Genomic DNA, 23,721 nt, shown 5'->3' with positions numbered 1-23,721 from the left:
CCCAGGCGGTGAAGCACTCATTGTGGCAACGGTCGTGGCGCGCCCACCATTCCCCCCCTCGGTCAGACCTCGATCGCGGCGATGGCCGAGCGGACCCGCTTGGCCGAGACCGAGCGTGCGGTGCCGATCGACTGCGCGAAGAGGGAGATGCGCAGCTCCTCGATCATCCACCCGATGTCCACGACGTCGCGGGAGCGACGGCGCAGCGGCGGGAGCGCGTCGAGCAGGTCGGCGTAGGCGGCCTCGACCGCGTCGATGCTCTCCTGGTGGGTGGCGTCGCGGCGGGGGTTCTCCGCGGCGCGCTCCAGGCGGAGGGAGATCCCGCGCAGGTAGCGCCGCAGGTCCGGCAGGCGCTCCAGACCGGTGTCGGCGATGAACCCCGGACGGACGAGGCCGTCGAGCTGGGCGCGCACGTCGGCGACGGTGCTCGCGAGGGCCGGAGCGGTCAGGCGAGCGAGCAGGGCCGAGATCTCGCTGCGCTGGGCGAGGACGGGCTCGACCTCGGAGACGGCCGTGAGCACGCGCTGCGCGACGTGGGTGCGGGTGGCGGCGAGCGCCTCCTCGAAGGCGGCGCGCGAGCGCACCGGTCCGCGCACGTGCTGGGCGACGATGTCGTCGACGGCCGCGGCCAGGGCGTCGTCGAGGAGCTTCGGGACCGACCCGTGCGGGTTGTCGGCGAGCGCGAGCTTCTGCGCGTTGGTGAGGCGGGCGAGCACGCGCTTCCACGGCGGGGTCGTGCCGAGCAGGAGCAGGCGACGCACGCCCGCGCGGTGGGCGGCGACGGCCTGCTGCTCATCCGGGAGCACCCGGATGGCGACGGTGCTCCCTTCGTCGACGAGCGCCGGGTACCCGATGACGGTGTGCTTGCCGGTCCTGGTCGTGAAGGTGCCCGGGAGCTCGTCCAGGTCCCACGTCGTCAGGCCGGTCCGCTCGATGGAGGCCCCGGCACGCGACATGCCCTGCTGGACGTGCCCGGCGAGGCTCTCCCGCAGGGCCTCGAGGTCCTTGCCGCGACCGAGCCGGCGGCGCCGGCCGTCCTCGACGGCGAAGGTGACCCGCAGGTGGTCGGGGACCTTGGCCCAGTCCCACTCCCCCTCCTCGATGCGGATCCCGCCGCGGCGCCCGAGGACGGTCGACAGCTGCGAGGTGATCGACGTGCCGGCGTCGGGGTCCAGCTCGGCGAGGGCCGCGCGGGCGTGGTCGGGGGCGGGCACGAGGTGACGCCGGGTGGCCTTGGGTAGGGACTTGATGAGCGCGGTGACGAGGTCGGCGCGCAGGCCAGGGACCTGCCAGTCGAAGCCACCGGCGGTGAGCCGGTTGAGCACGGCGACGGGCACGTGGACGGTGACGCCGTCGTCCTCGGTGCCGGGCTCGAACTGGTAGCTCACGGCGAGCTCGAGCCCGTCGGTGCGCCAGCGGCGCGGGTAGTCGCGCCCGCTGACCGCCTCGGCGTCGTCGCGGGTCAGCAGCTCCTCGGTGAGGGTCAGCAGGTCGGGCTGCTCGCGGCGCGCCGTCTTCCACCAGGCATCGAAGTGCGCGCCCGAGACGACGTCCGCGGGGATGCGCTCGTCGTAGAAGGCGAGGACGTCCTCGTCGTCGACGAGCAGGTCCCGGCGCCGAGCGCGCTCCTCGAGCTGCTCGAGCCGACGGGTGAGCTTGCGGTTGGCGGCGAGGAACTCGTGCCGCGCGTCCCACTCCCCCTCGACGAGCGCGTGCCGGATGAACAGCTCGCGGCTCACGACCGGGTCGATCCTGCCGTAGGAGACCGGCCGCCCGACGACGAGCGGCACGCCGAAGAGGGTGACCCGCTCCGTCGCCATGACGCTCGCGGCCTTCTTGGACCAGCGCGGCTCGGAGTAGGTGCGCTTGACCAGGTGCGCGCCCGCGCGCTCTGCCCACACCGGGTCGATGCGGGCGGACGAGCGAGCCCACAGCCGACTCGTCTCGACGAGCTCGCCGGCCATGACGAAGGGGGGTTGCCGCTTGAAGTTCGTCGTGCCGGGCTGGATGGAGAACCGGGCACCGCGGGCGCCCAGGTAGTCGCGCTTCTCCTCGTCGCGCAGGCCGATGTGGCTGAGCAGGCCGGTGAGCAGGGCCTGGTGGATGCGGTCCCAGTCCGGCTCGGCGTCCTCTGCTGCCGTGCGCTGCCGGGTGTCGAGGCGCTGCTGCTTGGCGGCGCGCACGAGCTGGGAGTGCAGGTCCTGCCACTCCCGGATCCGCAGGAAGTGCAGGTACTCGCGCTTGCACATCCGGCGGAAGGCGCTGCCGGACAAGGACTTCTGCTGCTCCTTGAGGTAGACCCACAGGTTCCACCAGCTGGCGAAGTCCGAGCCCTCCCTGCGGAACCGCGCGTGCTGCTGGTCCGCCTGCGCGCGCTGCTCCGTCGGCCGCTCGCGCGGGTCCTGGATCGACATCGCGGCGACGATGACGAGGACCTCGGTCGTGCAGCCGAGCCGGTCGGCCTCGATGAGCATGCGGCCGAGCCTCGGGTCGACGGGCAGCCGGGCGAGGGTCCTGCCCTCGGGGGTGAGGCGACGACCACCGCCGCGTCGTCCCCCCTTCGCCTGCTGGGCCTCGCGCGCGGCCGCGGTCTCCGTGTCGAAGGCCTGCAGCTCCTGCAGCAGCCGGACGCCGTCGGTGATCTGGCGGGAGTCCGGCGGCTCGATGAAGGGGAAGCGCGCGACGTCGCCGAGGCCGAGCGAGGTCATCTGGAGGATGACGCTGGCGAGGTTGGTCCGCAGGATCTCGGGGTCGGTGAACTCGGGCCGCGACTCGAAGTCCTCCTCCGAGTACAGGCGGATGCACACGCCCTCGGCGACGCGACCGCAGCGGCCGGCGCGCTGGTTGGCCGAGGCCTGCGAGACGCGCTCGATGGGCAGGCGCTGCACCTTGGTCCGCTGGCTGTAGCGGGAGATGCGCGCGGTGCCGGTGTCGATGACGTAGCGGATGCCGGGGACGGTCAGCGAGGTCTCGGCGACGTTGGTGGACAGCACGACCCGGCGGCCGCGGTGCGGTGCGAAGACGCGGTGCTGCTCGGCCGCGGACAGGCGCGCGTAGAGCGGGATGACCTCGGTGTCCGGGAGGTCCATCGACGTCAGCGCGTCCTGCGCGTCGCGGATCTCGCGCTCACCGGAGAGGAAGACCAGGACGTCCCGGACATCGGGCGCCGTGCTCGTCGACTCGGTCCACAGCTCCTCGACCGCGCGGCAGATGCCGGTGACCTGGTCCCCGTCCCCGTCGTCTGCCTCGTCGTCGCCCAGCGGGCGGTAGCGGACCTCGACGGGGTAGGTGCGGCCGGAGACCTCGATGATCGGGGCGGGCTCGCCCGCGGCGTCACCGAAGTGCTGGGCGAAGCGCTCCGGGTCGATCGTCGCGGAGGTGATGATGACCTTGAGGTCGGGACGCCGGGGCAGCAGCTGCTTGAGGTAGCCGAGGATGAAGTCGATGTTGAGCGAACGCTCGTGGGCCTCGTCGATGATGATCGTGTCGTAGCGGCGCAGGTCCCGGTCGCGCTGCATCTCGTTGAGCAGGATGCCGTCGGTCATGACCTTGACCGCGGTCTGGTCGCTGCTGTGGTCGGCGAAGCGCACCTGGTAGCCGACGAGCCCGCCGAGCTCGACCTGCATCTCCTCGGCGATCCGCTCGGCGACGGAGCGCGCGGCGATCCGCCGGGGCTGGGTGTGCCCGATCTGCCCGGTCGTGCCGCGCCCGATCTCCAGGGCGATCTTGGGCAGCTGGGTCGTCTTGCCGGAGCCGGTCTCCCCCGCGACGATGACGACCTGGTGCTCGCGCATCGCCTCGGCGATGTCGTCCTTGCGGGCGACGACCGGCAGGTCCTCGTTGTAGTGCAGCTCCTCCGCGGGGACGGCGTCGCGAAGGGTGGTGGGCATGGGGTTCAGGATATCCGCGCCCTCAGAAGTCGATCGTCGTGGTCGGCCCGACCGGCGTGCGCAGCGCGGCGTCGAGCTCGGCCACCGCGCCGGGACGCTGCTGCGTGACGTAGCCGGCCGCGTGTCGTGCGCCGAGCGTCTGGCCGCCGAGCCAGACGGCCCCGAGGTCGCCGATGCCCAGGGTGACCTCGGCCGGCTCGTCGGTCCGGGTGAGTGCGCCGACGCCGTCGCGGGCGGTCCAGCGCCAGGTGCCGGCCGTGTCCTCGAGGACGTCGTCGTGCACCAGCACGACGACGTCGAGGTCCGCGGCGTGACCACGCTCGGCGACCGCGGTCGGCAGGTCGACGAGGCGCAACCACAGGCTGTCGCTCAGACCACCGCCACCGATGGAGCGGTGCGAGGGCAGCCACAGCGCCAGGGCGTCGTCGGGGTGACCCAGTACTCCGTGCTGCCCATGAGGTCGATCGTCGTCAGCCGCTCGGCGAGCGCCAGCCGCGCACCGGGGTCGACGGAGATGAGGAAGAAGACCCCGACCTCGCCCCGCGGCTGCCCGTCGGACCACGTGGGGCTGCGGTGGAAGTACGCGCACCCGACGTCGCGGCCCTCGCGGGTCGCCCACAGCAGCCGGGCCGGCTCCCGGTCGCCGCGGCTCTCCGGGACGTCGCGCAGGATCCGCTCGCAGTCCTCGAGGCTGCGCACGACCTGCCCCGGCGCCTGCTCGCCGCACGCCCTGGCGAGGGCGTGCCAGCGGGCGCCCTGCTCGGCGCTCGCGGTGGTCGTGCGGGTCGCCGTCGCGTCCGCCTGCGTGCGCACGGCAGCGGGCGCGGTGAAGGTCGTGCCGGCCGCGAAGCGCGAGCGCAGCGCCGAGCTCGCGACGCCGTACCCGAAGCGGCCGTAGATCGTCTCCTGCGTCAGGCCCTCGGCAGGACGAAGGGAGGCGCCCCCCTTCGCCGGGACCGAGAGCTCGACGTCCCAGGACCCGGCGATGCCGACGACCTCCCCGTCGCGGGTGGCGACGAAGCCGGCCCGTCGAGGACGAGCGCAGCGGCTGCGTCGTCGTCGGGGTCGATCCGGGTGACGTGGATGTCGGAGGCCATGCCGCCACGCTCGCACCCCGGCGAAGGGGGTGCAACGCACTTTTCTCGGCTACGGCACCGGTGAGGTGATCGGTCGCGACGTGATGCCCTCCACGCGGGACTCTCGCCGCCGGCGCTCGGTCTCCTGCCGTCGCTCCTCGGCCTCCTCCCGCGCCCGGCGCTCGCGCCGGGCCTCGTCGGACTCGGTCGCGGCGCCGACCTTGTCCGCGGCCGACTGGACCGAGCTCACCTGCGCCGTGGTCTTGTTGGTGACCTTGACCGAGTACTTGAGCGCATACCCGCTCCTTCGCACGCGCCCGGCGCCGGCCACGGCCGACCAGTCGGTGACCATGTCGTCCACGAGCCGGATGCCGGTCTTGTCGGCGAGGGTGTCCGTCACCTTGTGCTTCGCCCGGACCTTGCCCGTGGCGACCTGGTGCTGCGCCCAGATCCTCGTGTTGGTCGCGAGCCGTCGATGGGCGATGGGGTTGGTCGACCTGTCGGCGGCCCTGATGCCCTTGAGCTCGTCGGCCCGGCGGCTGGCCCGGGTCGCGTCCCTGGCCTCGATGCGCCGACTGCCGGGCACGAGGATGTCGGCCGCCGTGAGCACCGTCGTCAGGCCGACGTCCCGGTAGCTGCCCTCCCCGTACACGGCGCGGCGCCCCAGCCTGCCCAGCGGGTCGGCTGCCGTGACGACGGCCGCAGGCTTGCCCCAGGGCGTGAGGTCGACGACGTCGTTGTTGAACAGGCGGCTCCGGCCCGTCCGGCTCGCCATCTCGAAACCGTTGTACCCCTTCTCGTCGGAGAGCTCGGACCCCACCGCGGCCAGGCTCGTCGCCATGGTCCGCTCGTCGGCGCTCGCCTCCTCCGCCTCGCGCTCGAAGCCCCTCTTGTTCATCTCCCGCGAGTTGGCGGCGGCCCGGTACTCCCGCTCGACGATGGCGTACTCGGGGTCCTGCGGGGTCAGCGTCGCGAGCTTCGCCTTGCGCTCCTCCGAGATGCGGACGTTCTCCTCGTACCGTCCACGGAGTCGCTCGAGGGTGGCCTGGCTCTCCTCGAGCCGGTCCGCGTAGGGACGGATGATCCGCTCGGTGTCCGCGAGGCGGTTGGCGATCGCGAAGAGGTCATCCGGGGTGCTGCCCACCTCGTCCTCGAAGATCGTCCCCGCGCACGAGTCCCACACCCCCTTCGTCGAGACCATGCGCAGCATCTCGGCCACGGTGTGGATGTTGGCGGCGACCGTCCGCAGCTCGTCCGCCTCGGCCCGGATCGTGCTGGGGTCGCCCTCCTCGATGGTCCCGGGGTCGTGGAGCGCCATCAGAGGATCCCTTGGTTGCGCCGGTCGACGAGGTCCTCGGTGAGCACGTACCAGGACCCCGCGTCCCGGGCCAGCCGCGCCAGCTCGCGCAGCTGCTTGCCCACCCTGATCCGCTCCCGCTCGAAGTCCCCGATCGCCGCCTCGTACGCGTCGGTGCCGTACCAGCTCGGGAACCCGAAGGTCTCGACGGCCTCGTTGTTGGCCTTGGCCGCCTTCTCCTCGAGGAAGTCGGCGATGGCCTTGAGCTGGCGACCGAGGCCCTCGATGCCCTCGCTGTCGATGGAGATGCGTTCCTGTCCGCCCATGCACCCACGCTAGGGAAGAACGCCGAGGGGCCCGTGGAGTTCTCCACAGGCCCCTCGGGGTGGTCGTCAGGCCTTCGCGGCGGCGAAGCCCTGCTCGAGGTCGGCGACGATGTCCTCGATCGCCTCGAGGCCCACTGCGAGGCGCACGAGGCCGGGGGTGACGCCAGCGGCGAGCCGGTCCTCGTCGGGGCCCTGCGAGTGGGTCGTCGACGCGGGGTGGATGACGAGCGAGCGCACGTCACCGATGTTGGCCAGGTGGCTGTGCAGGCTCAGGCCCTCGACGAACTTCTTGCCCGCCTCGAGGCCGCCGGAGATCTCGAAGGAGATGACGGCGCCGGCACCCTGGGGCGTGTACCGCTGCGCGAGCTCGTGGCTGGGGCTGCTCGGCAGCGAGGCCCACGTGACCTTGTCGACCTGCGCGTGCTGACCGAGGAACTCGGCGACCTTGGCCGTGTTGGCCAGGTGCCGCTCCATGCGCAGGCTGAGCGTCTCGATGCCCTGCCCGATGAGGAAGGCGTTGAAGGGGGAGATCGCCGGGCCGATGTCGCGCAGCAGCTGCACCCGGGCCTTGAGGATGAAGGAGAGGTTGGCACCCATGGCACCGTCCACGCCGAGGTCCGGGCCGAAGCGCAGCCCGTGGTAGCTCGGGTCGGGCTGGTTGTAGTTGGGGAACTTCTCCGGGTCCGCCGCGTAGTCGAACCGGCCGGCGTCGACGATCACGCCGGCGATCGCGGTGCCGTGGCCGCCGAGGTACTTCGTCGCGGAGTGCACGACGACGTCCGCACCGTGCTCGATCGGACGGAGCACGTAGGGCGTCGCGATCGTGTTGTCCACGACGAGCGGCACGCCGGCCGCGTGCGCGACCTCGGAGATGCCGGCGATGTCCAGGACGATGTCCTTGGGGTTGCCGATGGTCTCGCCGAAGAAGGCCTTGGTGTTGGGCTTGACCGCCGCGCGCCACTGCTCGAGGTCGCTCGGGTCATCGACGAAGCTCACCTCGATGCCGAACTTCGGCAGGGTAAACTTCAGCAGGTTGATCGTGCCGCCGTAGAGGGCGGTGCTGGCGACGATGTGGTCACCGGCCTCGGCGAGGTTGACCAGGGCCAGGTGCGTCGCGGACATGCCGGAGGCGGTGAGGAGCGCGCCCACGCCGCCCTCGAGGGCCGCGATCTTCTGCTCCACCGCGTCCTGCGTGGGGTTCATGATCCGCGTGTAGATGTTGCCGAGCTCCTTGAGCGCGAACAGGTTCGCCGCGTGCTCGGTGTCCTTGAACTGGTAGGAGGTCGTCAGGTGGATCGGCAGTGCCCGCGAACCCGTGGTCGGGTCGGGCGCCTGGCCGGCGTGGATCTGCTTCGTCTCGAAGTTCCACGTGGACGGGTCGCTCATGAGTTTTGCTCCTGATCGTGCGCGCTTGACCGTGGCGGTCGCCACGGACCAGGTCGTCTCCCGGGGCACCCCACCGCGGATGGAGGGTTGCCGGCCAGCGAGCCGGGGCCTGGCGCTGGCACTCAAGACCTACCCGGAGACTAGGAGGGTGACCAGCATCTGGTCAGGCCCGTCTCACGCGGTGGACCCACCACAGGCCGACGAAGGGGAGGACGAGCGGCAGGAACCCGTACCCGGACCCGAAGTGCGACCAGACGGTCTTGTCCGGGAAGAGGTCCGGCAGGACGTACGACAGCGTGCCCACGGTGAGCACGCCGACGGCCTCGACGAGGATCGCCCCGGTCGCGACCCGCGCGCCGGTGGTTCCCCCCTTCGCCAGGGCCACGGTCGCGACGACGTAGACCACGGCCGCGAGCGCCGAGAGCGCGTACGCCAGCGGCGCCCGGTCGAGGTACTGGGTGACCTGCAGGACCGAGCGGCCGGTCGCGGCGAGCGCGAGCACGGCGTAGACGGCGACGACGACCCGACCCGGCCCGGTGCCCGTGCGCAGCTCAGGCGGAGCCATGGGTCTGCCAGATCTGCAGGATGCGGTAGGTCATGACACCGACGGTGAAGGCACCGGCGAGGACGACCCCCATGGCCCACCGGGTCTTCTCCTTCAGGGCGATGAAGACGACGATCGGGGGCAGGATCGGCAGGGTGAGGGCGTAGGCGAGCATCGTCGCCCCCTCCCCCTCCCCCTCGACCTGCCCCATCGCGATCGCGGACCCGACGACGAGAGCGAGCAGGAGCAGCTCGACGACGGCGGTCGTGAGCAGCATGAGGTCGTCGACGAGCCGGTCGATGATCAGGTAGGCCAGGGCCAGGACGCCGAGCACGCCGACCGCGACGAGCACGAGAGTGGTCAGCGGCACAAGCACGGCGGCAAGCGTACGCGGCCCCGCTGCTGGCACGATCACGGCATGAGCGCGCCACGCCCCGGAGCCCACGACCTGCTCGCCGCCGTCGTCGATGCCGGCAGCTTCGTCTCCTGGGACGAGCCGATCGACCGCTCCGGCCTGAGCGACGGCTACCTCGCGACCCTGGAGGCGGCAGCCGCGCGGTCCGGCACCGACGAGTCGGTGGTCACCGGCCGGGCGAGCATCCGCGGGCACGAGGTCGCGCTCGTCGTCGGCGAGTTCCGCTTCCTCGGCGGCTCGATCGGGCGCGCGGCCGCCGGACGCATCGTCGCGGCGGTGCGCCGGGCGACGACCGAGCGCCTCCCCCTCGTCGCGGCGACGGCGAGCGGAGGCACCCGGATGCAGGAGGGCACGCCCGCCTTCATGACGATGGTCGACATCTCCGCGGCCGTCGTCGCGCACAAGGCCGCCGGCCTGCCCTACCTCGTCTACCTGCGGCACCCGACGACCGGCGGGGTCTTCGCGTCGTGGGGCTCGCTCGGCCACATGACCATCGCCGAGCCGGGCGCGCTCATCGGCTTCCTCGGCCCGGTCGTCTACGAGACGCTGAACGGCGCCCCCTTCCCCTCCGGCGTGCAGGTCGCCGAGAACCTCGTCGACAAGGGCATCGTCGACGCGGTCGTGCCGACCGACGAGCTCGCCGACATCGCCGCCCGGGCGCTCACGCTGCTCTCCGCCACGACCGGGGGCCACGCCCGCTCACCCGCGGCGGAGGACGGCGCGCCGGTCCGGCGGATCGCCCCCTTCGTCTCCCGGCCGGAGCCGAGCGAGGAGGAGATCGCGCGGCTGTGGACCGCCATCGAGACGACGCGAAGGGGGGACCGCCCCGGCGTCCGAGAGCTGCTGCGGTACGCCGCGGACGACGTCATCCCGCTCAACGGCACCGGCTACGGCGAGTCGGACAAGGGCGTGATGCTCGCGCTGGCGAGCTTCGGCGGGCGGTCGTGCGTCCTCGTCGGCCAGGACCGCCGCTACCAGGTCTCGGAGTCGATGGGTCCGGCCGCCCTGCGCGAGGCGCGCCGCGGCATGCGGATGGCGACCGAGCTCGGTCTGCCCCTCGTCACCGTCATCGACACCCCCGGCGCCGACCTCTCCCCGCGTGCCGAGGAGGGGGCCCTGGCCGGCGAGATCGCCCGGTGCATCTCCGACATGACGGCCCTCACCGTGCCGAGCGTGTCGGTGCTGCTCGGCGAGGGCACCGGCGGCGGCGCGCTCGCGCTGCTGCCCGCGCGACGGGTCGTCGCCGCGGGCAATGCCTGGCTCTCCCCGCTGCCACCCGAGGGCGCGAGCGCCATCGTCTTCAAGGACACCGAGCACGCCCCCCTCCTCGCCGCCCGCCAACGCGTCGGCGCGCCGCAGATGCACGAGGACGGGCTCGTCGATGTCCTCGTCCCCGAGGAACCGGCGGCGCACGTCGACCCGCAGGCCTTCGCCCGCGCGATCGGCGCGGCGGTCGCTGCGCAGGTCGAGGCACTGCTGTGACGGTGGGTGGGCGAGCTGGAGTCTGGGAGTGTCGTACTGCAGTTCGTCATCGGGGGCGATGACAGGGCCCGGCTTTCCGGGACCTCACGGGGACCGGTCAGCTGAACTGCAGTACGACACGCCGGCTCGGGCCAGCCAGACGCTCACCCCGTCGCACGCAGCTCCTCCCACACCGGCATCTCGACGACGCCCTGCGGGGTCGCGAGGTAGGTGCCGAGGAGCGGCACGCCGTGCCGACGGCTCGCGGCGAGCGCCTCCTCGTGCAGGTCGCGCGCCCGGTCGTCCGGGGCGAGGCCGCGCGGGCGCCCGATGGCAGCGACGAAACCACCGATGCTGTCGGCGAGGCCGCCGATGATCGTGTCGAAGACGGCGTCCTCCTCCGCGCCGGGGTGGAGGTCCATCTCGGTGATCGTCACCGGCTGGACCATGCGGCCGCCGGTGTCGCAGAGGAGCAGGCTGATGCAACCCAGCTCCCGCTCGGAGTCCCGCACGACGAGGTCGACGACGTCGGCGGCGAGCGTGCTGTCGGTGAGGGGTCGGGTGTGCCACCCCTGGGGCAGGTCGTCGAAGCTCATGCCCGTCATCCTGCAGGGATCGACCCGACGCGCCGCGGACTTTTCCACAAGCCGCCTCCGGCCGCGGGGTGGATACTGGGACCCACGGCGGGTCGTGCCACCCACGCGCGACCGGTCACCGTGCCCCCACCCCGAGCACCCAGGAGCGCCCCCCCGTGGCACTGAGCGTCTTCGACCTCTTCTCGATCGGCATCGGCCCCTCGAGCTCGCACACCGTCGGCCCCATGCGAGCGGCGGTGATGTTCGCCGAGGGGCTGCGCGACGACGGCCTGCTGCCGCAGGTGCGCCGGGTCAAGGCCGAGCTCTTCGGCTCGCTCGGCGCGACCGGGCACGGCCACGGGTCCAACACCGCGGTGCTCCTCGGGCTCTCCGGCGAGCGGCCCGAGCTGTGCGACCCGAGGTCGGTCAGCGGTCGCCTCGAGCAGATCCGCGCGGCGCACCGGGTGAACCTGCTCGGCGAGCACGAGATCGACTTCCACGAGGACGAGGACCTCGTGCTCCACCGACGCAAGTCCCTCCCCCTGCACCCCAACGGCATGACCTTCACCGCCTGGGGCGAGGGAGCGGGCGAGGGCGAGGCGCCGCTCAGCACGCACACCTACTACTCCGTCGGCGGCGGCTTCGTCGTCGGGGAGGACGCGTCCGGCTCGACCCGCATCGTCGCCGACACCACCCCCGTGGCGCACCCCTTCACCACCGGCGACCAGCTGCTCGCGATCTGCGCCGAGACCGGCCTGTCGATCTCCCAGGTCATGCTCGACAACGAGACCTCGTGGCGCTCCGAGGACGAGGTGCGCAGCGAGCTGCTGCACATCTGGTCGGTCATGCGCGAGTGCATCGACAACGGCGTGCGCACCGAGGGCGTCCTGCCCGGCGGGCTCAAGGTGCGCCGTCGCGCCCCGCAGCTGCACCAGCGGCTGCGCTCCGAGGGGGCGAGCACCGACCCCCTTCGCGGCATGGACTGGCTGACGCTCTACGCGCTGGCCGTCAACGAGGAGAACGCCGCCGGTGGTCGCGTGGTCACCGCGCCGACCAACGGCGCCGCCGGCATCATCCCCGCGGTCCTGCGCTACTACGTCGACTTCGTGCCGGGCGCGGACGACGACGGCATCTGCCGGTTCCTGCTCACCGCCGCCGCGATCGGGGTGATCTACAAGGAGAACGCCTCGATCTCCGGCGCCGAGGTCGGCTGCCAGGGCGAGGTCGGCTCGGCCTGCTCGATGGCGGCCGGCGCGATGGCCGCGGTCATGGGCGGCAGCCCGGCCCAGGTCGAGAACGCTGCCGAGATCGGCATGGAGCACAACCTCGGCCTCACCTGCGACCCCGTCGGGGGGCTCGTGCAGATCCCGTGCATCGAGCGCAACGCGGTCGCCTCGGTCAAGGCGATCACCGCCGCGCGCACCGCCCTGCGCGGCGACGGCTCGCACGTCGTCTCCCTCGACAAGGTCGTCAAGACGATGCGCGAGACCGGTCGGGACATGAAGGTCAAGTACAAGGAGACCGCCCGCGGCGGCCTCGCCGTCAACGTCATCGAGTGCTGACCGCCCCCACCACGGCATGACGAAGGGGGTCGGACCCGTGGTCCGACCCCCTTCGTCAGTGCGACGTCCGGGACGTCACTTCTTGGTGAGCTCCCAGTCGCCACGGGCCTCGACGACGAGGTACTTCGTGCCCTCCTGGACCGTCGTGGTGCCCTCGTACGCGTCGTACTCGGAGATCAGGCGGTCCGGGTAGTCCTCGGCGCCGACGGCCTGGACGCGGAAGGTGCCGAGGAAGGAGTCCTTGTCCTCGGTGTACTTCGCGCCGAGGTCGGCCTTCTTGCCGTCCCATGTGAAGATGGCCGAGCCGTTGCCCTTCTGCGAGGTGCCGAAGGCCGGCGCCTTGCTGATGCGCGAGAACTTCACGGTCCAGTCGCCCTCGGTGTCGAACTCGAGCTTCGAGGTCGAGGAGCTGTAGTTGGTGAGGTTGTAGGCGAAGATGCCCTTCTTGGCGTCGCTCGCGGTCACGAGGTACTCGGCGCTCTTGCCCTGGCCGTCGACACCCTTGACCGTCAGCGTCTGGTACTTGTCACCGGTGTAGGTGAACTCGACGAGGCCGGCACCGTCACCCGGGGGGACGGCGATGTAGCCCTTGCCGCTGCCCTTGTACTTCTGCTCCCACTCGGCGGCCTTGCCCTTCTGGCCGATGACGTCCTTGCCCGGGCCGTCGTCCGTGGTCGGCGACGAGGTGGTCGGGTCGGACGTGGTGGTGTCCGTCGTGGTCGGGCTGTCGGTGCTCGTCGAAGGGTCCGTCGGCTGCGTCGACGTCGGCGTCGTCGGGGTGGCGACGGGCTCGTCGTCGCCACCGCTGACGAGCTTGATGCCGAGGAATCCGAGGGCTCCGATGAGCAGCAGGCCGACGACACCGAGACCGATGATCAGCGGGAGCTTGCTCTTGCCCGAGCCGCTGGGCTGACCGGTGGCGTAGGGCGCCTGGCCGTAGCCCTGCTGCGGCTGCTGGCCGTAGCCCTGCTGCCCGTACGGGTTGGACTGGTCGTAGCCGCCCTGCTGCCCGTAGCCCTGCTGGCCGTACCCCTGCTGGCCGTACCCCTGCTGCCCGTAGGCACCCGACTGGTCGTAGCCACCCTGCTGGCCGTACGCGCTCGACTGGTCGTACGACGAGGCGCCGTAGCCGGTGCTGTCGGTGGAGATGGCCTCCGTCTCCGGGGCGCGGTCGGAGCTGGGGCGCACGCGCGTCGCGTCGTCGACCTCACTCGTGGTGCCCGCGTGGTCCTGTCGCGTCCCGGTGCCCGAGGAGTCCGGGCCGGGCTGGCCCACGCCAAAGCCCTCCGGGGTCCCCTGCCGGTGCTCGGTCCATCCGTTGCCGTCCCAGTAGCGGATCTGTCCCTGGTTGTCAGGGTCCTGGTACCAACCGGCAGCCCAGTTGCTCATGACAGGCCTCCCCGTATCTCTTGTGGTGTCTGGTGGTGCACGTGTGCACGGTGTCGCGGGTCAGACTACCTGCGGATTCGTCGCCTCCGGCATGGGGAGGACTCCCCATGCCTGCGCGTGTCGCTCAGCCCGGGGACAGCGCCCGGACGACCTCCTCACCGGCGTGCGCGATGGCCCCCGGGTCGCCGACCACGACCAGCCGGTCGGTGGCGCGGGAGAGCCCGACGTACAGCCGCTCGCGGAACCGCTGCGTGCTCCCGTCCTCGTTGACGCAGAGCACGACGGCGCGACGTTCCATCCCCTTCGCCCCGAGGACGTGCCCGTAGAACACGTCATCGGCCTCCCAGAAGGTCCGCCAGTAGCCCGGCTGCCCGAGCTCGTCCTGGCGTTCGACCTGCACGGGGTGGCGTCGGCCGGTGGTGAGCAGCGCGACGTGCCCCGGCGTCCACCCTTCGTCCAGGAGGAGGTCGACCTGGTCGTCGGCGACGTCGAGCGCCTCGTGAAGCGACGTCGCGACGAAGGCGACGTCCGGGCCGTCGCCGCCCTCCAGCCGCATCTTCATCGGGGTGAGCGTGCGGAAGACCTCGGCGATCTGCTTGGTGTTGCGCAGGTTGTGGTCGAGGACGAGGGGCACGAGCGGGACCGGTGGCCGGCCGAAGCGCTTGAAGAGGCGCTGGTTCTCGTCGGAGTAGATGAACAGGCCGCCCTCCTGCTCGTCGGTGAGCGCCCCGAGGAGCGGTCGCCACCACGACTCGGCGAAGTCCTGCGCCTCGTCGACGACGAAGCTGTCGTAGCGCTCCCCCGGCGGTAGCTCGGCGGCGCGCTCGGCCATGAGCAGCGGCATCTCCTCCTCCCAGAAGCGCGGGTCGTCGCGGGTGCCCGAGGGCACGCCCCAGCGGTTGCCGAGCTCCTCGAAGGTCCCGACGAAGGCGGGACGGTGCCGGTGCGGCCACGTCGCGGTCTCCCGCTTGAGGTGCGTGGCGAGGCCGATCGAGTAACACAGCAGCGCGACCCGCTCGGGCGCCTGGCCGCTGCGTCCGGCGGAGAGCTGGCGCGCCTGGGTGAGGGCGAGGACGGTCTTGCCGCTGCCCGCGCCACCGCGGATCTCGACGCGGCGCAGCAGCCGGGTGACACCGAGGACGAGACCCTGCTCCTGGGTGAGCCGGTCGGCGCGGGCCTGCCGCTCGTCGGCCTCGTCGACGACGCTCGGGACGGCATCGGTGCCGCGCGCGGTGAGGATGTCGACGATGACCTCGCAGTCGTCCTCGGTCGGGATCCGCCGGTGGGTGTCGAACCCGAGCGGGATGTCGGCGATGCGCCGGGCGAGGTCGGCCATGTCCTCCCGGTCGTGGACCATCCAGCGCGGGCAGTCGGGCAGGTCGAAGTCCAGGCCGAGACCGACGAAGGGAGTCACGACCGCGTGCGCGAAACGCACCTTGCCGCGGGAGGAGTCGGCCCACCGCCGGTCGGACTCGACGTACTGCCGGATCGCGTACCGCGCGTCCCGCACCTGCGCGACGGGGTCGATCGGCACCCGCTTGCCGTGCCGCTTGATCGTCCACTGCCCGTCGGCGATCCGCACCCCGCTGCCCTTGACCTCGACGACGACCACGCCCACGTCGGGCATGACGAGGACGATGTCGGCCTCGTGGTCCTTGCGGGTGTCGGTCAGGCGGTAGTTGGCGATGACGGTGTCCTGCGGACGAAGGGAGTCGCGCAGCCGCTCCCACACGGCACGTTCGGAGTCGTTGACGAACCGCGGGTCCCCCGGGATCAGGCGTGGCATGGGCTCACCGTATCCATCTCACGCAGGCCGCAGGCGCGCGGCGAGGACCGCCCGCGTCGCCTCGACGTCGAGGGCGACCGGCCCGTCGCGTTGGAGCAGCTTGGTCAATCGCCGCGGCCACAGGACGTGGACGCCGCGGGTGGTGAAGGAGCCCCCGACGAGCGGCCAGTCGGCGTCGACGAAGCACAGCGCGCCGGTCACGGGGGCCTCGCCGGCGACCCCTCGCACGACGTCGATCTGCCTGAGGAGGCCGTCGACGAGCCGGGTGCAGTTGCGGCGGCCGACGAGGAGGGTCTCGACGCGGGGACGCAGGATCCCCCCTTCGATCTTGAGCTGCGGGCGGCCGGTGTACTTCTTGGCGTCGATCACCCAGATGCCGCTGGGCGTGATCGCGAGGTGGTCGATGTTGGCGCGGCTGCCAGGGATGCGGCGGTCGTGGAGCACCGCGAGCGACGGTGACGCCAACCGGTCGAGGTGGGCGCCGAGCCGCTCCTCGCCGACGGCTCCGGTGGCCCACGCCCTGGTGCTCTGCTTCTCGTCCGACAGGGCGACGGCGACATGGCCGAGACGTCCCCACTTCTGCCGCAGGCGCTGCTCGTCCTGGGCCCTGCGCCGCTCGTACTCGCGGCGCGCGGAGGCACCGGCGCGGGAGGTGGGCTCGGGGGGCCCTGTCGTCTTGGGCACCGGTGTGCCATCCATCTGCATCTCCTGCGACTCCCCTCGCACGTGGCTGCTTGCCGTCAAGGTAGCGGGTCGCGGCGCCTGTGGCGCCAGGGGATCAGAAGGGCGGTGCCATGACCAGGTCTTCTGCGAGGTCATGACTCTTCGCCCCCTCTGCGGGGGGCGAGCTCTCCTCCCCTTCGTCCTCGGCGTGGACCCACATCGTGGGGAAGGTGTCAGCGGAGACCCCGCTCGGGCTGATCCACTCGGTGCGGCCGTCCGGGTGGAGGGTGTGCGTCCACCGGGCGGAGTGCTTGAGGCGGTGGTGGTGCCGGCAGAGGCCGGAGAGGTTGCTCGGGGACGAGGTGCCCTCGGGGTACGGGAGGGCGTGGTCGAGGTCCGCGTTGCCCTCGGGGCGCCCGCCCAGCACCCGGCGGTTGCATGCCCACATGCGGCAGGTGCCGTCGCGGGCACCGACGAACTCCCGCATGGAGTCGGGGACGACGTACCGCGGGTTGCTGGTCTCGACGAGCACTCCTGTGCGGGCGTCGATCAGCGCACGGGAGACCCTCGTCTCGACGTTGCTGACGATCGCCGCCACCGCGTCTGCGGGGATGAAACCGACGCCCGGGATCTCGCAGCCGCTGATCCACGACTGCTGCCCACCGGGGCCCAGGGTCGTCGGCACCTGCGAGGTGACCGCATCGCCGGCCCATTCCTCGGGGATGACGTCGACGGCGTCCGCGCCCTCACCGGTGACGAAGCGGCCGGCCCGGGACGTCGGACCGTGCAGGTCCTGCCCGACGGTGCTGCCGCCTTCGCCCCCTCCGAAGGGGGCGAAGGTCAGGCGGGACGCTGCGGACGTGATGATCGGGATGCCCAGGCGGACGTTGGCGACCACGTCGACGCCGCGCAGGGCGAGGTCGGCGAGACCGTGGGCGCGGGAGGCGCCGACGGTCATCCCGGGGTCGAGCGCACGCCGACGGGCGGCCGCCTGCTCGATCGCTTCCTTGAGGACGACGGCCAGCTCGGTGGGGAGGGTCGCGTACATGTCGGCACAACCGACGGGGCCGGGGCTGAAGCGGACGTCGAGCTTGTCGCGACGGTTGCGGGCGGCGCGCTCGCCCAGGAGCTCGGGCTCGACGCGCTCGAGGATCCGGCGGGTGGCCTTGCGCAGCTCACGGTGGTCGAGCTCGATGATGCGTCGCGTGCCGGGCTTGCCGCGAAGGGGGCCGAGCAGGTGCTCGATGACCGCCGCGACAGCCTCGGGGCACGCGTCGCGCGTCTCCTTCGCGACGATGGCCAACGCGTTCGTCGTGATCTCGCCCGCCGCGACGAGGTCGGCGATGGGGCGCAGATCGGTCAGGGCCCGGGCGCCGAGATCGCACCGGCGGTCCGTCTCGTGGAGGCTGTCGCGCGTCACCAGCGCGACCGCTTCCGCGGCGAACTCCGCGACGTGTCCGGACGGGAGGTGGACCGGTCTGAAGATGCCGTCCGGCCCTCGCTCCTCCCCCCAGCGCACGGCATGCCCGATGACGGCGAGCTCGAGCGCGTCGGCCGCGCGTCTGAGTCGTTCGGTGGCGGTGAGCACCGCTGTGAGCGTGGGCTCGTCGGCACGGCCGCCTCGCTGGGTCACCCCCGTCCGCACATGTCCCAGTCTCGTGAAGGACTCCCCCAACATGGCCAGCTCGTCGTCGAACATGTGTCCATGATTTCAGTGAGGTGTGACAACGCTGGGGTGTCCGTCCACGCGGTCGGGCCACACAGTCGGTCAGTGCGGGGCTATCACCACATCGAGCGGAAAAAGCTTGGTAGTCATTGAGCATGGTGCGTATCAGCGACTTCGAGCCGAAGACCCCAGGTGGGACGTCCAGGAGCACGTCATCCTCGAGTTGCGGGTACCGACGCGTTCACATGGCCGACGGATCTCCGGCCGTGCAGCTCGAGACATACGGATCAGATGAGCGAAAGATGCTCGGCAAGGCTAGCCAGACCATCGAGATCGATCGGGCTCGTGCTGCGGAACTGATCGACATCTTGCGCGAGACCTTTCCTGGCCTCTGAGGGCTAAGCTCCACGAGTGGACAGCGCTGGGGAAGAGAAACTTCGCAGGGAACTGATTGCAGCCGCTGTAATGCGCCACGCCGAAGACCACGGCGGCGTTATCGACTGGCCGACTCTCTGCGACTTCCCGTTGCCAGATGGAACTCATGAACGTCTCGTCGATCCTGGCCGCGGCGGCATCTGGAATCCCAAGGCCATGGCAGCGACGCTGTCGATCCTTACCAATCCCAATGGACCGTACGCCGACCGTGAAGAAGGCGGGTTTCTCCACTACAGCTTCCAAAAGGGACCTGAGGGCGGCAAGAACCTCAAACTTGCCGCTGCCCGCGATCTTGGCGTGCCGGTGCTGCGGCTCCACAAGATCGGCAAGGGCCTCTACCAGCCCATATTTCCCGTCTACGTCGTAGATGTGAATCCGATAGCCCGCGAATTCGTCCTTAGTCTGGATGAAGGGTTGCGGGCGGTGCCTGACCTGAGCCAGCTGTCACCCATCGAGCGGCAGTACGCCGAGAGACTGGTCCAGCAGCGGGTCCATCAGCCTCGGTTTCGGGCCCGGGTCATGCTGGCGTACCGCAACCGATGCTGTGTGTGCTCACTCGGTCACCCACCCCTCCTGGATGCCGCTCACATCTCTGCCGACTCAGAAGAAGACGGGACACCGGAGGTGTCGAACGGCCTCAGTCTGTGCAAGATCCACCACGCCTCGTACGACAGGCATTTCCTTGGCATCGATCCCACGGGCGGCGTTCACATCAATCAGCGGCTCCTCGAGGAGGTAGACGGACCAATGCTGCGGCACGGCCTTCAAGAGATGCACGGACGCCAGATCACTCAGCCGACTCGACCCGCCGACAAGCCGGACCGCGACCGACTGGAACTCCGTTTCGAGCGGTTCCTCGCCTCATAGGTGTGGCGCCCCACTTCCGCATGGGGGCGCCGCTCCCCAGGTCGAAGCTGAACGACATCCCTGTAGGGGTTCCACTGCGTCCAGGGCCAAGTCGCTGACAGAAGGGTGACCGAGCGGGGCTATCTCCCTAGGCCCCAGGAGGAAGGGGGCCCCACCGGCAAAGCCGGCGGGGCCCCCTTCGTCATCAACTCAGATCAGCTGCAACCGCTGGTCGAGCCACACCCTTCGCAGACGTAGCACGAGCCGGCGGGACGCATCTTGGTCCCACAGGTCATGCACATCGGTGCGTCCGCGGTCTTGCCCTGGAACTTCTCCAGGAGCTCGGCCGAGGAGTGGATCGTCGCGTCGACCTGGCGGGCCGAGGCGGCACCGGCACCGGACTGGTCGGTGACCTCCACCTCTTCCTTGGCAGCCGGCTTGGCCTCCTTGGCCTCGGTGGTGGGGACGCCCTGGGAGTAGCTGTCGTCGTCGTAGCTCTCGTCGTCCGAGGACGGGGCCTCGTACGAGCCGGTCTCGAGCTGGCGGGCACGCTCCTCAGCGGTGTGGATCCCCATGAAGGACCGCGTGTCGAAGTCCAGGTAGTCCAGCGCGAGGCGACGGAAGACGTAGTCCATGATCGACTGCGCCATCCGCACGTCCGGGTCGTCCGTCATGCCGGCCGGCTCGAAGCGCAGGTTGGTGAACTTCTCGACGTAGGTCTCCAGCGGCACACCGTGCTGCAGCGCGATGGAGATCGCGATCGAGAAGGCATCCATGAGACCGGCCAGGGTCGAGCCCTGCTTGCCGAACTTCAGGAAGATCTCGCCGAGCTCGCCGTCGTCGTACGTGCCGGAGGTCAGGTACCCCTCGGCCCCACCGACGGCGAAGCTCGTCGTCTGCGAGGTGCGGCGCTTGGGCAGGCGGCGACGCAGCGGGCGGTACTCGACGACCTTCTCCACCGGCGCGGCGGCAGCGGCGTCGGCCGAGGCCTTCGCGTCCTTGGCGGTGGAGCCACCGTCGGAGAGCGGCTGACCGACCTTGCAGTTGTCGCGGTAGACCGCGAGCGCCTTGAGGCCGAGCTTCCAGCCCTGCATGTAGACGTCCTCGATCTCCTCGACCGTGGCCGTCTCCGGCAGGTTGACCGTCTTGGAGATGGCACCCGAGAGGAAGGGCTGGACCGCAGCCATCATCCGCACGTGACCCATCGGGGCGATGGCGCGCGCACCCATGGCGGTGTCGAAGATCTCGTAGTGCTCGAGCTTGAGGCCGGGGGCGTCGATGACGTGACCCTTGTCGGCGATGAACTCGACGATCGCCTCGATGGTCTCCTCGGTGTAGCCGAGCTTCTTCAGCGCGCGCGGGATCGTCAGGTTGACGATCTGCATCGAGCCGCCGCCGACGAGCTTCTTGAACTTCACGAGCGAGAAGTCGGGCTCGATGCCGGTGGTGTCGCAGTCCATCATGAAGCCGATGGTCCCGGTCGGGGCGAGCACCGACGCCTGGGCGTTGCGGTAGCCGTTCTTCTCGCCGACCTTGACGACCGCGTCCCACGCCTTGGTGGCGTAGGCGTGGATGTCCTTGTCCATCGTGTGCAGCGTGCGGATCTGGTCGTTGGCCGCCTGGTGCTTGCGCATGACGCGCTTGTGGGCGTCCGCGTTGCGGGCGTAGCCGTTGTACGGGCCGACGATCCCGGCGAGCTCCGCCGAGCGCTTGTAGGACGCACCGGTGAGCAGCGAGGTGATCGCGCCGGCGAGCGCACGGCCACCGTCGGAGTCGTAGCCGTGGCCGGTCGCCATGAGCAGCGCGCCGAGGTTGGCGTAGCCGATGCCCAGCTGGCGGTAGTCACGGGTCGTCTCGCCGATCGACTCGGTCGGGAAGTCCGCGAAGCAGATGGAGATGTCCATCGCGGTGATGACGAGCTCGGCGACCGCCTGGAAGCGGGCCGCGTCGAAGGTGTCGTCGTCCTTGAGGAACTTCAGCAGGTTGAGCGAGGCGAGGTTGCACGAGGAGTTGTCGAGCGACATGTACTCGCTGCAGGGGTTGGAGGCGGTGATGCGACCGGTCTCGGGGTTGGTGTGCCAGTCGTTGATCGTGCCGTCGTACTGGATGCCCGGGTCGGCGCACTCCCACGCGGCCTGGGCGATCTTGCCCATGAGCTCGCGGGCGTCGACGGTCTCGATGACCGAGCCGTCCATGCGGGAGGTCAGACCGAAGTCCGTGCCCTCCTCGACGGCGCGCATGAACTCGTCGGTGACACGCACCGAGTTGTTGGCGTTCTGGTACTGCACGGAGGTGATGTCGGCACCGCCGAGGTCCATGTCGAAGCCGGCGTCGCGCAGCGCGCGGATCTTGTGCTCCTCGCGCGCCTTGGTCTCGACGAACTCCTCGATGTCCGGGTGGTCGACGTCCAGCACGACCATCTTCGCCGCGCGACGGGTGGCGCCACCGGACTTGATGGTGCCCGCGGAGGCGTCGGCCCCGCGCATGAAGGAGACCGGGCCGGAGGCGGTGCCGCCGGAGGAGAGCAGCTCCTTGGAGGAGCGGATGCGGGAGAGGTTCAGGCCGGCACCGGAGCCGCCCTTGAAGATGAAGCCCTCCTCCTTGTACCAGTTGAGGATCGAGTCCATCGAGTCGTCGACCGAGAGGATGAAGCAGGCACTGACCTGCTGCGGGCTCTTGGTGCCGACGTTGAACCACACGGGCGAGTTGAAGCTGAAGATCTGGTGCAGGAGCGCGTAGGTCAGCTCGTGCTCGAAGACCTCCGCGTCGGCGTCGGTCGCGAAGTAACCGTGGTCCTTGCCCGCCTTGACGTAGGTGAGCACGACCCGGTCGATGAGCTGCTTGAGCCCGGCCTCACGCTCGGGCGAGCCGACGGCGCCGCGGAAGTACTTCGTCGTGACGATCGTGGAGGCGTTCACCGACCAGAAGTCGGGGAACTCGACCCCGCGCTGCTCGAAGATCGTCTCGCCGGTCTTCCAGTTCTGCTGGACGACGTCGCGCTTCTCCCACGTGACCTCGTCATAGGGGTGGACGCCCTCGGTCGTGTGGATGCGGTTGATCGTCAGGCCCTTGGTGCGGGACCCGCGACGGGCGCTGGGCTTGCCGGCGGTCTCGGTCATGCTCTCTCTCCTGGTCCGTGTGGTGACGGCTGTGCTGCTCGGGTGGTGCGAGTGGGTTCGTGCTGGGTCAGGTGGCCGCGGTGTGCTCGCGGCGAAGGGCGGTGATGGCCGCCTCGAAGTCGTCCAGGGAATCGAAGGACTGGTAGACGGACGCAAAACGTAGGTAGGCGACCTCGTCGAGCTCGCGCAGCGGCGGGAGGATCGCCATGCCCACCTCGTGCGCGTCGATCTCGGCGCTGCCCTGCGCCCGGATGCTCTCCTCGACGCGCTGGGCGAGGAGGGCGAGCTGGTCCTCGGTGACCGGTCGGCCCTGGCAGGCCTTGCGGACACCGGCCAGGACCTTGGCCCGGCTGAAGGGCTCGGCCGCACCAGACCGCTTGGTCACCGTGAGGCTCGCGCTCTCGAGGGTGGTGAAGCGGCGGCTGCACTCCGGGCACTGGCGGCGACGCCGGATGGCGCTGCCGTCGTCCGTGGTGCGGCTGTCGATGACGCGGGAGTCGTTGTGGCGGCAGAACGGGCAGTGCACGTCGGACTCCCTTCGTCGTGGCCGAAAGAACGGCTGGTCTGTGGATGGTGCGGTGGATGGCGTGGGGACGAACCCCGGATTTCTGTGGAGAACCGACCTCATCCTGTGCACTAGATGTGGACGAATGACAACGGTGTAACCACTAGATGTAGTGACCATTAGACGCCCCCGGAGCGCGTGACGCAAGTCCTGATCCACACCCGTCGACGAACGGCACGAGGGCCACCTCCACGTGCTGCGGAGGTGGCCCTCGGCCGGCCCGGACCCGGGTCGATGGGTCCGGGAGATCAGGTGCGACTCAGGGGGTCGGGATGGTCAGCGTCTGCCCCGCGTGCACGTACGAGGTCGACAGCCCGTTGGCCACCTGGAGGCGGGCGACGCCCTGCTGGACCGGCAGCTCGGGCAGCTCGGCGGCGGCGATCTGACCGAGAGTCTGCCCCGACCGGACGGTGACCTGCTCGGGCTGGGTCGCGGGCCCACCGAAGGCCATCGCGGCACCGGCGACGCTCGCGACCAGGAGCATCGAGGTCGTGACGGCCAGCCGACCGCGGCGGGTCATGCGCAGCCGGGTGGCGGGGCGGGCGAGGGCTGCATCGCCCGTGGGCACCGAGACGAGATGACGCGAGGGCGCCGGGCGCGCGCCGCGAAGGGGGGCGGGGGCGGCGGTGAGAGCGGTCATGCGGTCCTCCTGGCGGTGGCGGTTCTCTCGAACCGGTGTTCGATAGAACGTCTGTACGATGTCTAGCACGGGTGTTCGAA

Annotated in this window: 19 protein-coding genes and 1 riboswitch; of the genes, 3 read left to right on the top strand and 16 right to left on the bottom strand. The window is 70.7% G+C overall.

The features are described from left to right. Positions 1-62 precede the first annotated feature (62 nt). The 8 genes from hrpA to V3C34_RS08505 all read right to left on the bottom strand — a co-directional run bounded on the left by hrpA (position 63) and on the right by V3C34_RS08505 (position 8,895). Positions 63-3,890, bottom strand: coding sequence for an ATP-dependent RNA helicase HrpA (hrpA, locus tag V3C34_RS08540; RefSeq protein WP_346008535.1), 3,828 nt, complete (start codon positions 3,888-3,890; stop codon positions 63-65). 22 nt (positions 3,891-3,912) lie between these two features. After that, complete coding sequence (locus V3C34_RS08535) at positions 3,913-4,245, bottom strand: sterol carrier protein domain-containing protein (RefSeq protein WP_068422167.1); 333 nt, start codon at positions 4,243-4,245, stop codon at positions 3,913-3,915. Positions 4,246-4,259: 14 nt separating this feature from the next. After that, a complete protein-coding gene (locus tag V3C34_RS08530; protein WP_346008534.1) occupies positions 4,260-5,027 on the bottom strand; it encodes a hypothetical protein in 768 nt (255 codons plus the stop codon). A gap of 9 nt (positions 5,028-5,036) precedes the next feature. After that, positions 5,037-6,284 (bottom strand): hypothetical protein, encoded by a 1,248-nt coding sequence (locus V3C34_RS08525; protein ID WP_346008533.1) that lies wholly within the window; start codon positions 6,282-6,284, stop codon positions 5,037-5,039. After that, positions 6,284-6,589, bottom strand: a complete 306-nt coding sequence (locus tag V3C34_RS08520; RefSeq protein ID WP_068324974.1) for a hypothetical protein — start codon at positions 6,587-6,589, stop codon at positions 6,284-6,286. Before V3C34_RS08520 ends, V3C34_RS08525 begins: the two co-directional genes overlap by 1 nt. Before the next feature lie 66 nt (positions 6,590-6,655). Next, a complete protein-coding gene (locus V3C34_RS08515; protein ID WP_338538345.1) occupies positions 6,656-7,975 on the bottom strand; it encodes a bifunctional o-acetylhomoserine/o-acetylserine sulfhydrylase in 1,320 nt (439 codons plus the stop codon). Between the two features lie 16 nt (positions 7,976-7,991). After that, positions 7,992-8,105: riboswitch (SAM riboswitch) on the bottom strand. A 33-nt stretch (positions 8,106-8,138) separates the two neighbouring features. Continuing rightward, positions 8,139-8,540: a hypothetical protein gene (locus tag V3C34_RS08510; protein ID WP_068422179.1), complete on the bottom strand. Its 402-nt coding sequence runs from the start codon at positions 8,538-8,540 to the stop codon at positions 8,139-8,141. Beyond that, positions 8,527-8,895 carry a hypothetical protein gene (locus V3C34_RS08505; protein ID WP_338538346.1) on the bottom strand — a complete coding sequence of 123 codons (369 nt, stop codon included), beginning with the start codon at positions 8,893-8,895 and terminating at the stop codon, positions 8,527-8,529. The genes V3C34_RS08510 and V3C34_RS08505 overlap by 14 nt, the downstream gene beginning before the upstream one ends. 42 nt (positions 8,896-8,937) lie before the next feature. Between V3C34_RS08505 and V3C34_RS08500 the strand changes: the two genes are divergently transcribed. Then, the gene (locus tag V3C34_RS08500) at positions 8,938-10,416 is read left to right on the top strand and encodes a carboxyl transferase domain-containing protein (protein WP_346008532.1); all 1,479 of its coding nucleotides are present in this window, start codon (positions 8,938-8,940) and stop codon (positions 10,414-10,416) included. A 143-nt stretch (positions 10,417-10,559) separates the two neighbouring features. Here the strand turns inward: V3C34_RS08500 and V3C34_RS08495 are convergent, their stop codons facing one another. Further along, positions 10,560-10,991, bottom strand: coding sequence for a hypothetical protein (locus V3C34_RS08495; protein ID WP_338538348.1), 432 nt, complete (start codon positions 10,989-10,991; stop codon positions 10,560-10,562). Positions 10,992-11,146: 155 nt separating this feature from the next. Here V3C34_RS08495 and V3C34_RS08490 point away from each other — a divergent pair, with 155 nt between their 5' ends. Continuing rightward, positions 11,147-12,532: an L-serine ammonia-lyase gene (locus V3C34_RS08490; protein ID WP_346008531.1), complete on the top strand. Its 1,386-nt coding sequence runs from the start codon at positions 11,147-11,149 to the stop codon at positions 12,530-12,532. A gap of 75 nt (positions 12,533-12,607) precedes the next feature. Here the strand turns inward: V3C34_RS08490 and V3C34_RS08485 are convergent, their stop codons facing one another. The 4 genes from V3C34_RS08485 to V3C34_RS08470 all read right to left on the bottom strand — a co-directional run bounded on the left by V3C34_RS08485 (position 12,608) and on the right by V3C34_RS08470 (position 18,069). After that, positions 12,608-13,921, bottom strand: coding sequence for a DUF2510 domain-containing protein (locus V3C34_RS08485; protein ID WP_338538350.1), 1,314 nt, complete (start codon positions 13,919-13,921; stop codon positions 12,608-12,610). 124 nt (positions 13,922-14,045) lie between these two features. Further along, complete coding sequence (locus V3C34_RS08480; protein ID WP_346008530.1) at positions 14,046-15,707, bottom strand: NERD domain-containing protein; 1,662 nt, start codon at positions 15,705-15,707, stop codon at positions 14,046-14,048. An 18-nt stretch (positions 15,708-15,725) separates the two neighbouring features. Beyond that, entirely contained in the window at positions 15,726-16,406 is a 681-nt protein-coding gene (locus V3C34_RS08475) for a nuclease-related domain-containing protein (RefSeq protein ID WP_346008529.1), read from the bottom strand. A 79-nt stretch (positions 16,407-16,485) separates the two neighbouring features. Then, positions 16,486-18,069: an HNH endonuclease signature motif containing protein gene (locus V3C34_RS08470; RefSeq protein WP_346008528.1), complete on the bottom strand. Its 1,584-nt coding sequence runs from the start codon at positions 18,067-18,069 to the stop codon at positions 16,486-16,488. A gap of 378 nt (positions 18,070-18,447) precedes the next feature. On the opposite strand from V3C34_RS08470, the gene V3C34_RS08465 reads away from it, so the two are divergent. Continuing rightward, positions 18,448-19,338 (top strand): HNH endonuclease, encoded by an 891-nt coding sequence (locus V3C34_RS08465; RefSeq protein WP_346008527.1) that lies wholly within the window; start codon positions 18,448-18,450, stop codon positions 19,336-19,338. Between the two features lie 194 nt (positions 19,339-19,532). Here V3C34_RS08465 and V3C34_RS08460 read toward each other — a convergent pair whose 3' ends face one another. The 3 genes from V3C34_RS08460 to V3C34_RS08450 all read right to left on the bottom strand — a co-directional run bounded on the left by V3C34_RS08460 (position 19,533) and on the right by V3C34_RS08450 (position 23,641). Continuing rightward, entirely contained in the window at positions 19,533-22,436 is a 2,904-nt protein-coding gene (locus tag V3C34_RS08460) for a vitamin B12-dependent ribonucleotide reductase (RefSeq protein WP_068324990.1), read from the bottom strand. Between the two features lie 67 nt (positions 22,437-22,503). Next, complete coding sequence (gene nrdR, locus V3C34_RS08455) at positions 22,504-22,962, bottom strand: transcriptional regulator NrdR (RefSeq protein ID WP_346008526.1); 459 nt, start codon at positions 22,960-22,962, stop codon at positions 22,504-22,506. Between the two features lie 298 nt (positions 22,963-23,260). Then, on the bottom strand, positions 23,261-23,641 hold the full coding sequence (locus V3C34_RS08450; protein WP_346008525.1) for a LysM peptidoglycan-binding domain-containing protein: 381 nt from the start codon (positions 23,639-23,641) through the stop codon (positions 23,261-23,263). Between the last annotated feature and the right edge of the window lie 80 nt (positions 23,642-23,721).

The organism is Janibacter terrae, assembly GCF_039636765.1.
Taxonomy (GTDB): Bacteria; Actinomycetota; Actinomycetes; order Actinomycetales; family Dermatophilaceae; genus Janibacter; species Janibacter terrae.
The sequence above is the reverse complement of the archived record's forward strand: the minus strand, read 5'-3'. Positions and strand labels throughout refer to the sequence as shown.

What these genes read in the sequence shown, in the direction of transcription:
- hrpA (WP_346008535.1), bottom strand. Translation starts at nt 3,890, where the DNA reads ATGCCCACCACCCTTCGCGACGCCGTCCCCGCGGAGGAGCTGCACTAC.
- V3C34_RS08525 (WP_346008533.1), bottom strand. Translation starts at nt 6,284, where the DNA reads ATGGCGCTCCACGACCCCGGGACCATCGAGGAGGGCGACCCCAGCACG.
- V3C34_RS08520 (WP_068324974.1), bottom strand. Translation starts at nt 6,589, where the DNA reads ATGGGCGGACAGGAACGCATCTCCATCGACAGCGAGGGCATCGAGGGC.
- V3C34_RS08515 (WP_338538345.1), bottom strand. Translation starts at nt 7,975, where the DNA reads ATGAGCGACCCGTCCACGTGGAACTTCGAGACGAAGCAGATCCACGCC.
- V3C34_RS08510 (WP_068422179.1), bottom strand. Translation starts at nt 8,540, where the DNA reads ATGGCTCCGCCTGAGCTGCGCACGGGCACCGGGCCGGGTCGGGTCGTC.
- V3C34_RS08500 (WP_346008532.1), top strand. Translation starts at nt 8,938, where the DNA reads ATGAGCGCGCCACGCCCCGGAGCCCACGACCTGCTCGCCGCCGTCGTC.
- V3C34_RS08495 (WP_338538348.1), bottom strand. Translation starts at nt 10,991, where the DNA reads ATGAGCTTCGACGACCTGCCCCAGGGGTGGCACACCCGACCCCTCACC.
- V3C34_RS08485 (WP_338538350.1), bottom strand. Translation starts at nt 13,921, where the DNA reads ATGAGCAACTGGGCTGCCGGTTGGTACCAGGACCCTGACAACCAGGGA.
- V3C34_RS08480 (WP_346008530.1), bottom strand. Translation starts at nt 15,707, where the DNA reads ATGCCACGCCTGATCCCGGGGGACCCGCGGTTCGTCAACGACTCCGAA.
- V3C34_RS08475 (WP_346008529.1), bottom strand. Translation starts at nt 16,406, where the DNA reads ATGGATGGCACACCGGTGCCCAAGACGACAGGGCCCCCCGAGCCCACC.
- V3C34_RS08470 (WP_346008528.1), bottom strand. Translation starts at nt 18,069, where the DNA reads ATGTTCGACGACGAGCTGGCCATGTTGGGGGAGTCCTTCACGAGACTG.
- V3C34_RS08460 (WP_068324990.1), bottom strand. Translation starts at nt 22,436, where the DNA reads ATGACCGAGACCGCCGGCAAGCCCAGCGCCCGTCGCGGGTCCCGCACC.
- V3C34_RS08450 (WP_346008525.1), bottom strand. Translation starts at nt 23,641, where the DNA reads ATGACCGCTCTCACCGCCGCCCCCGCCCCCCTTCGCGGCGCGCGCCCG.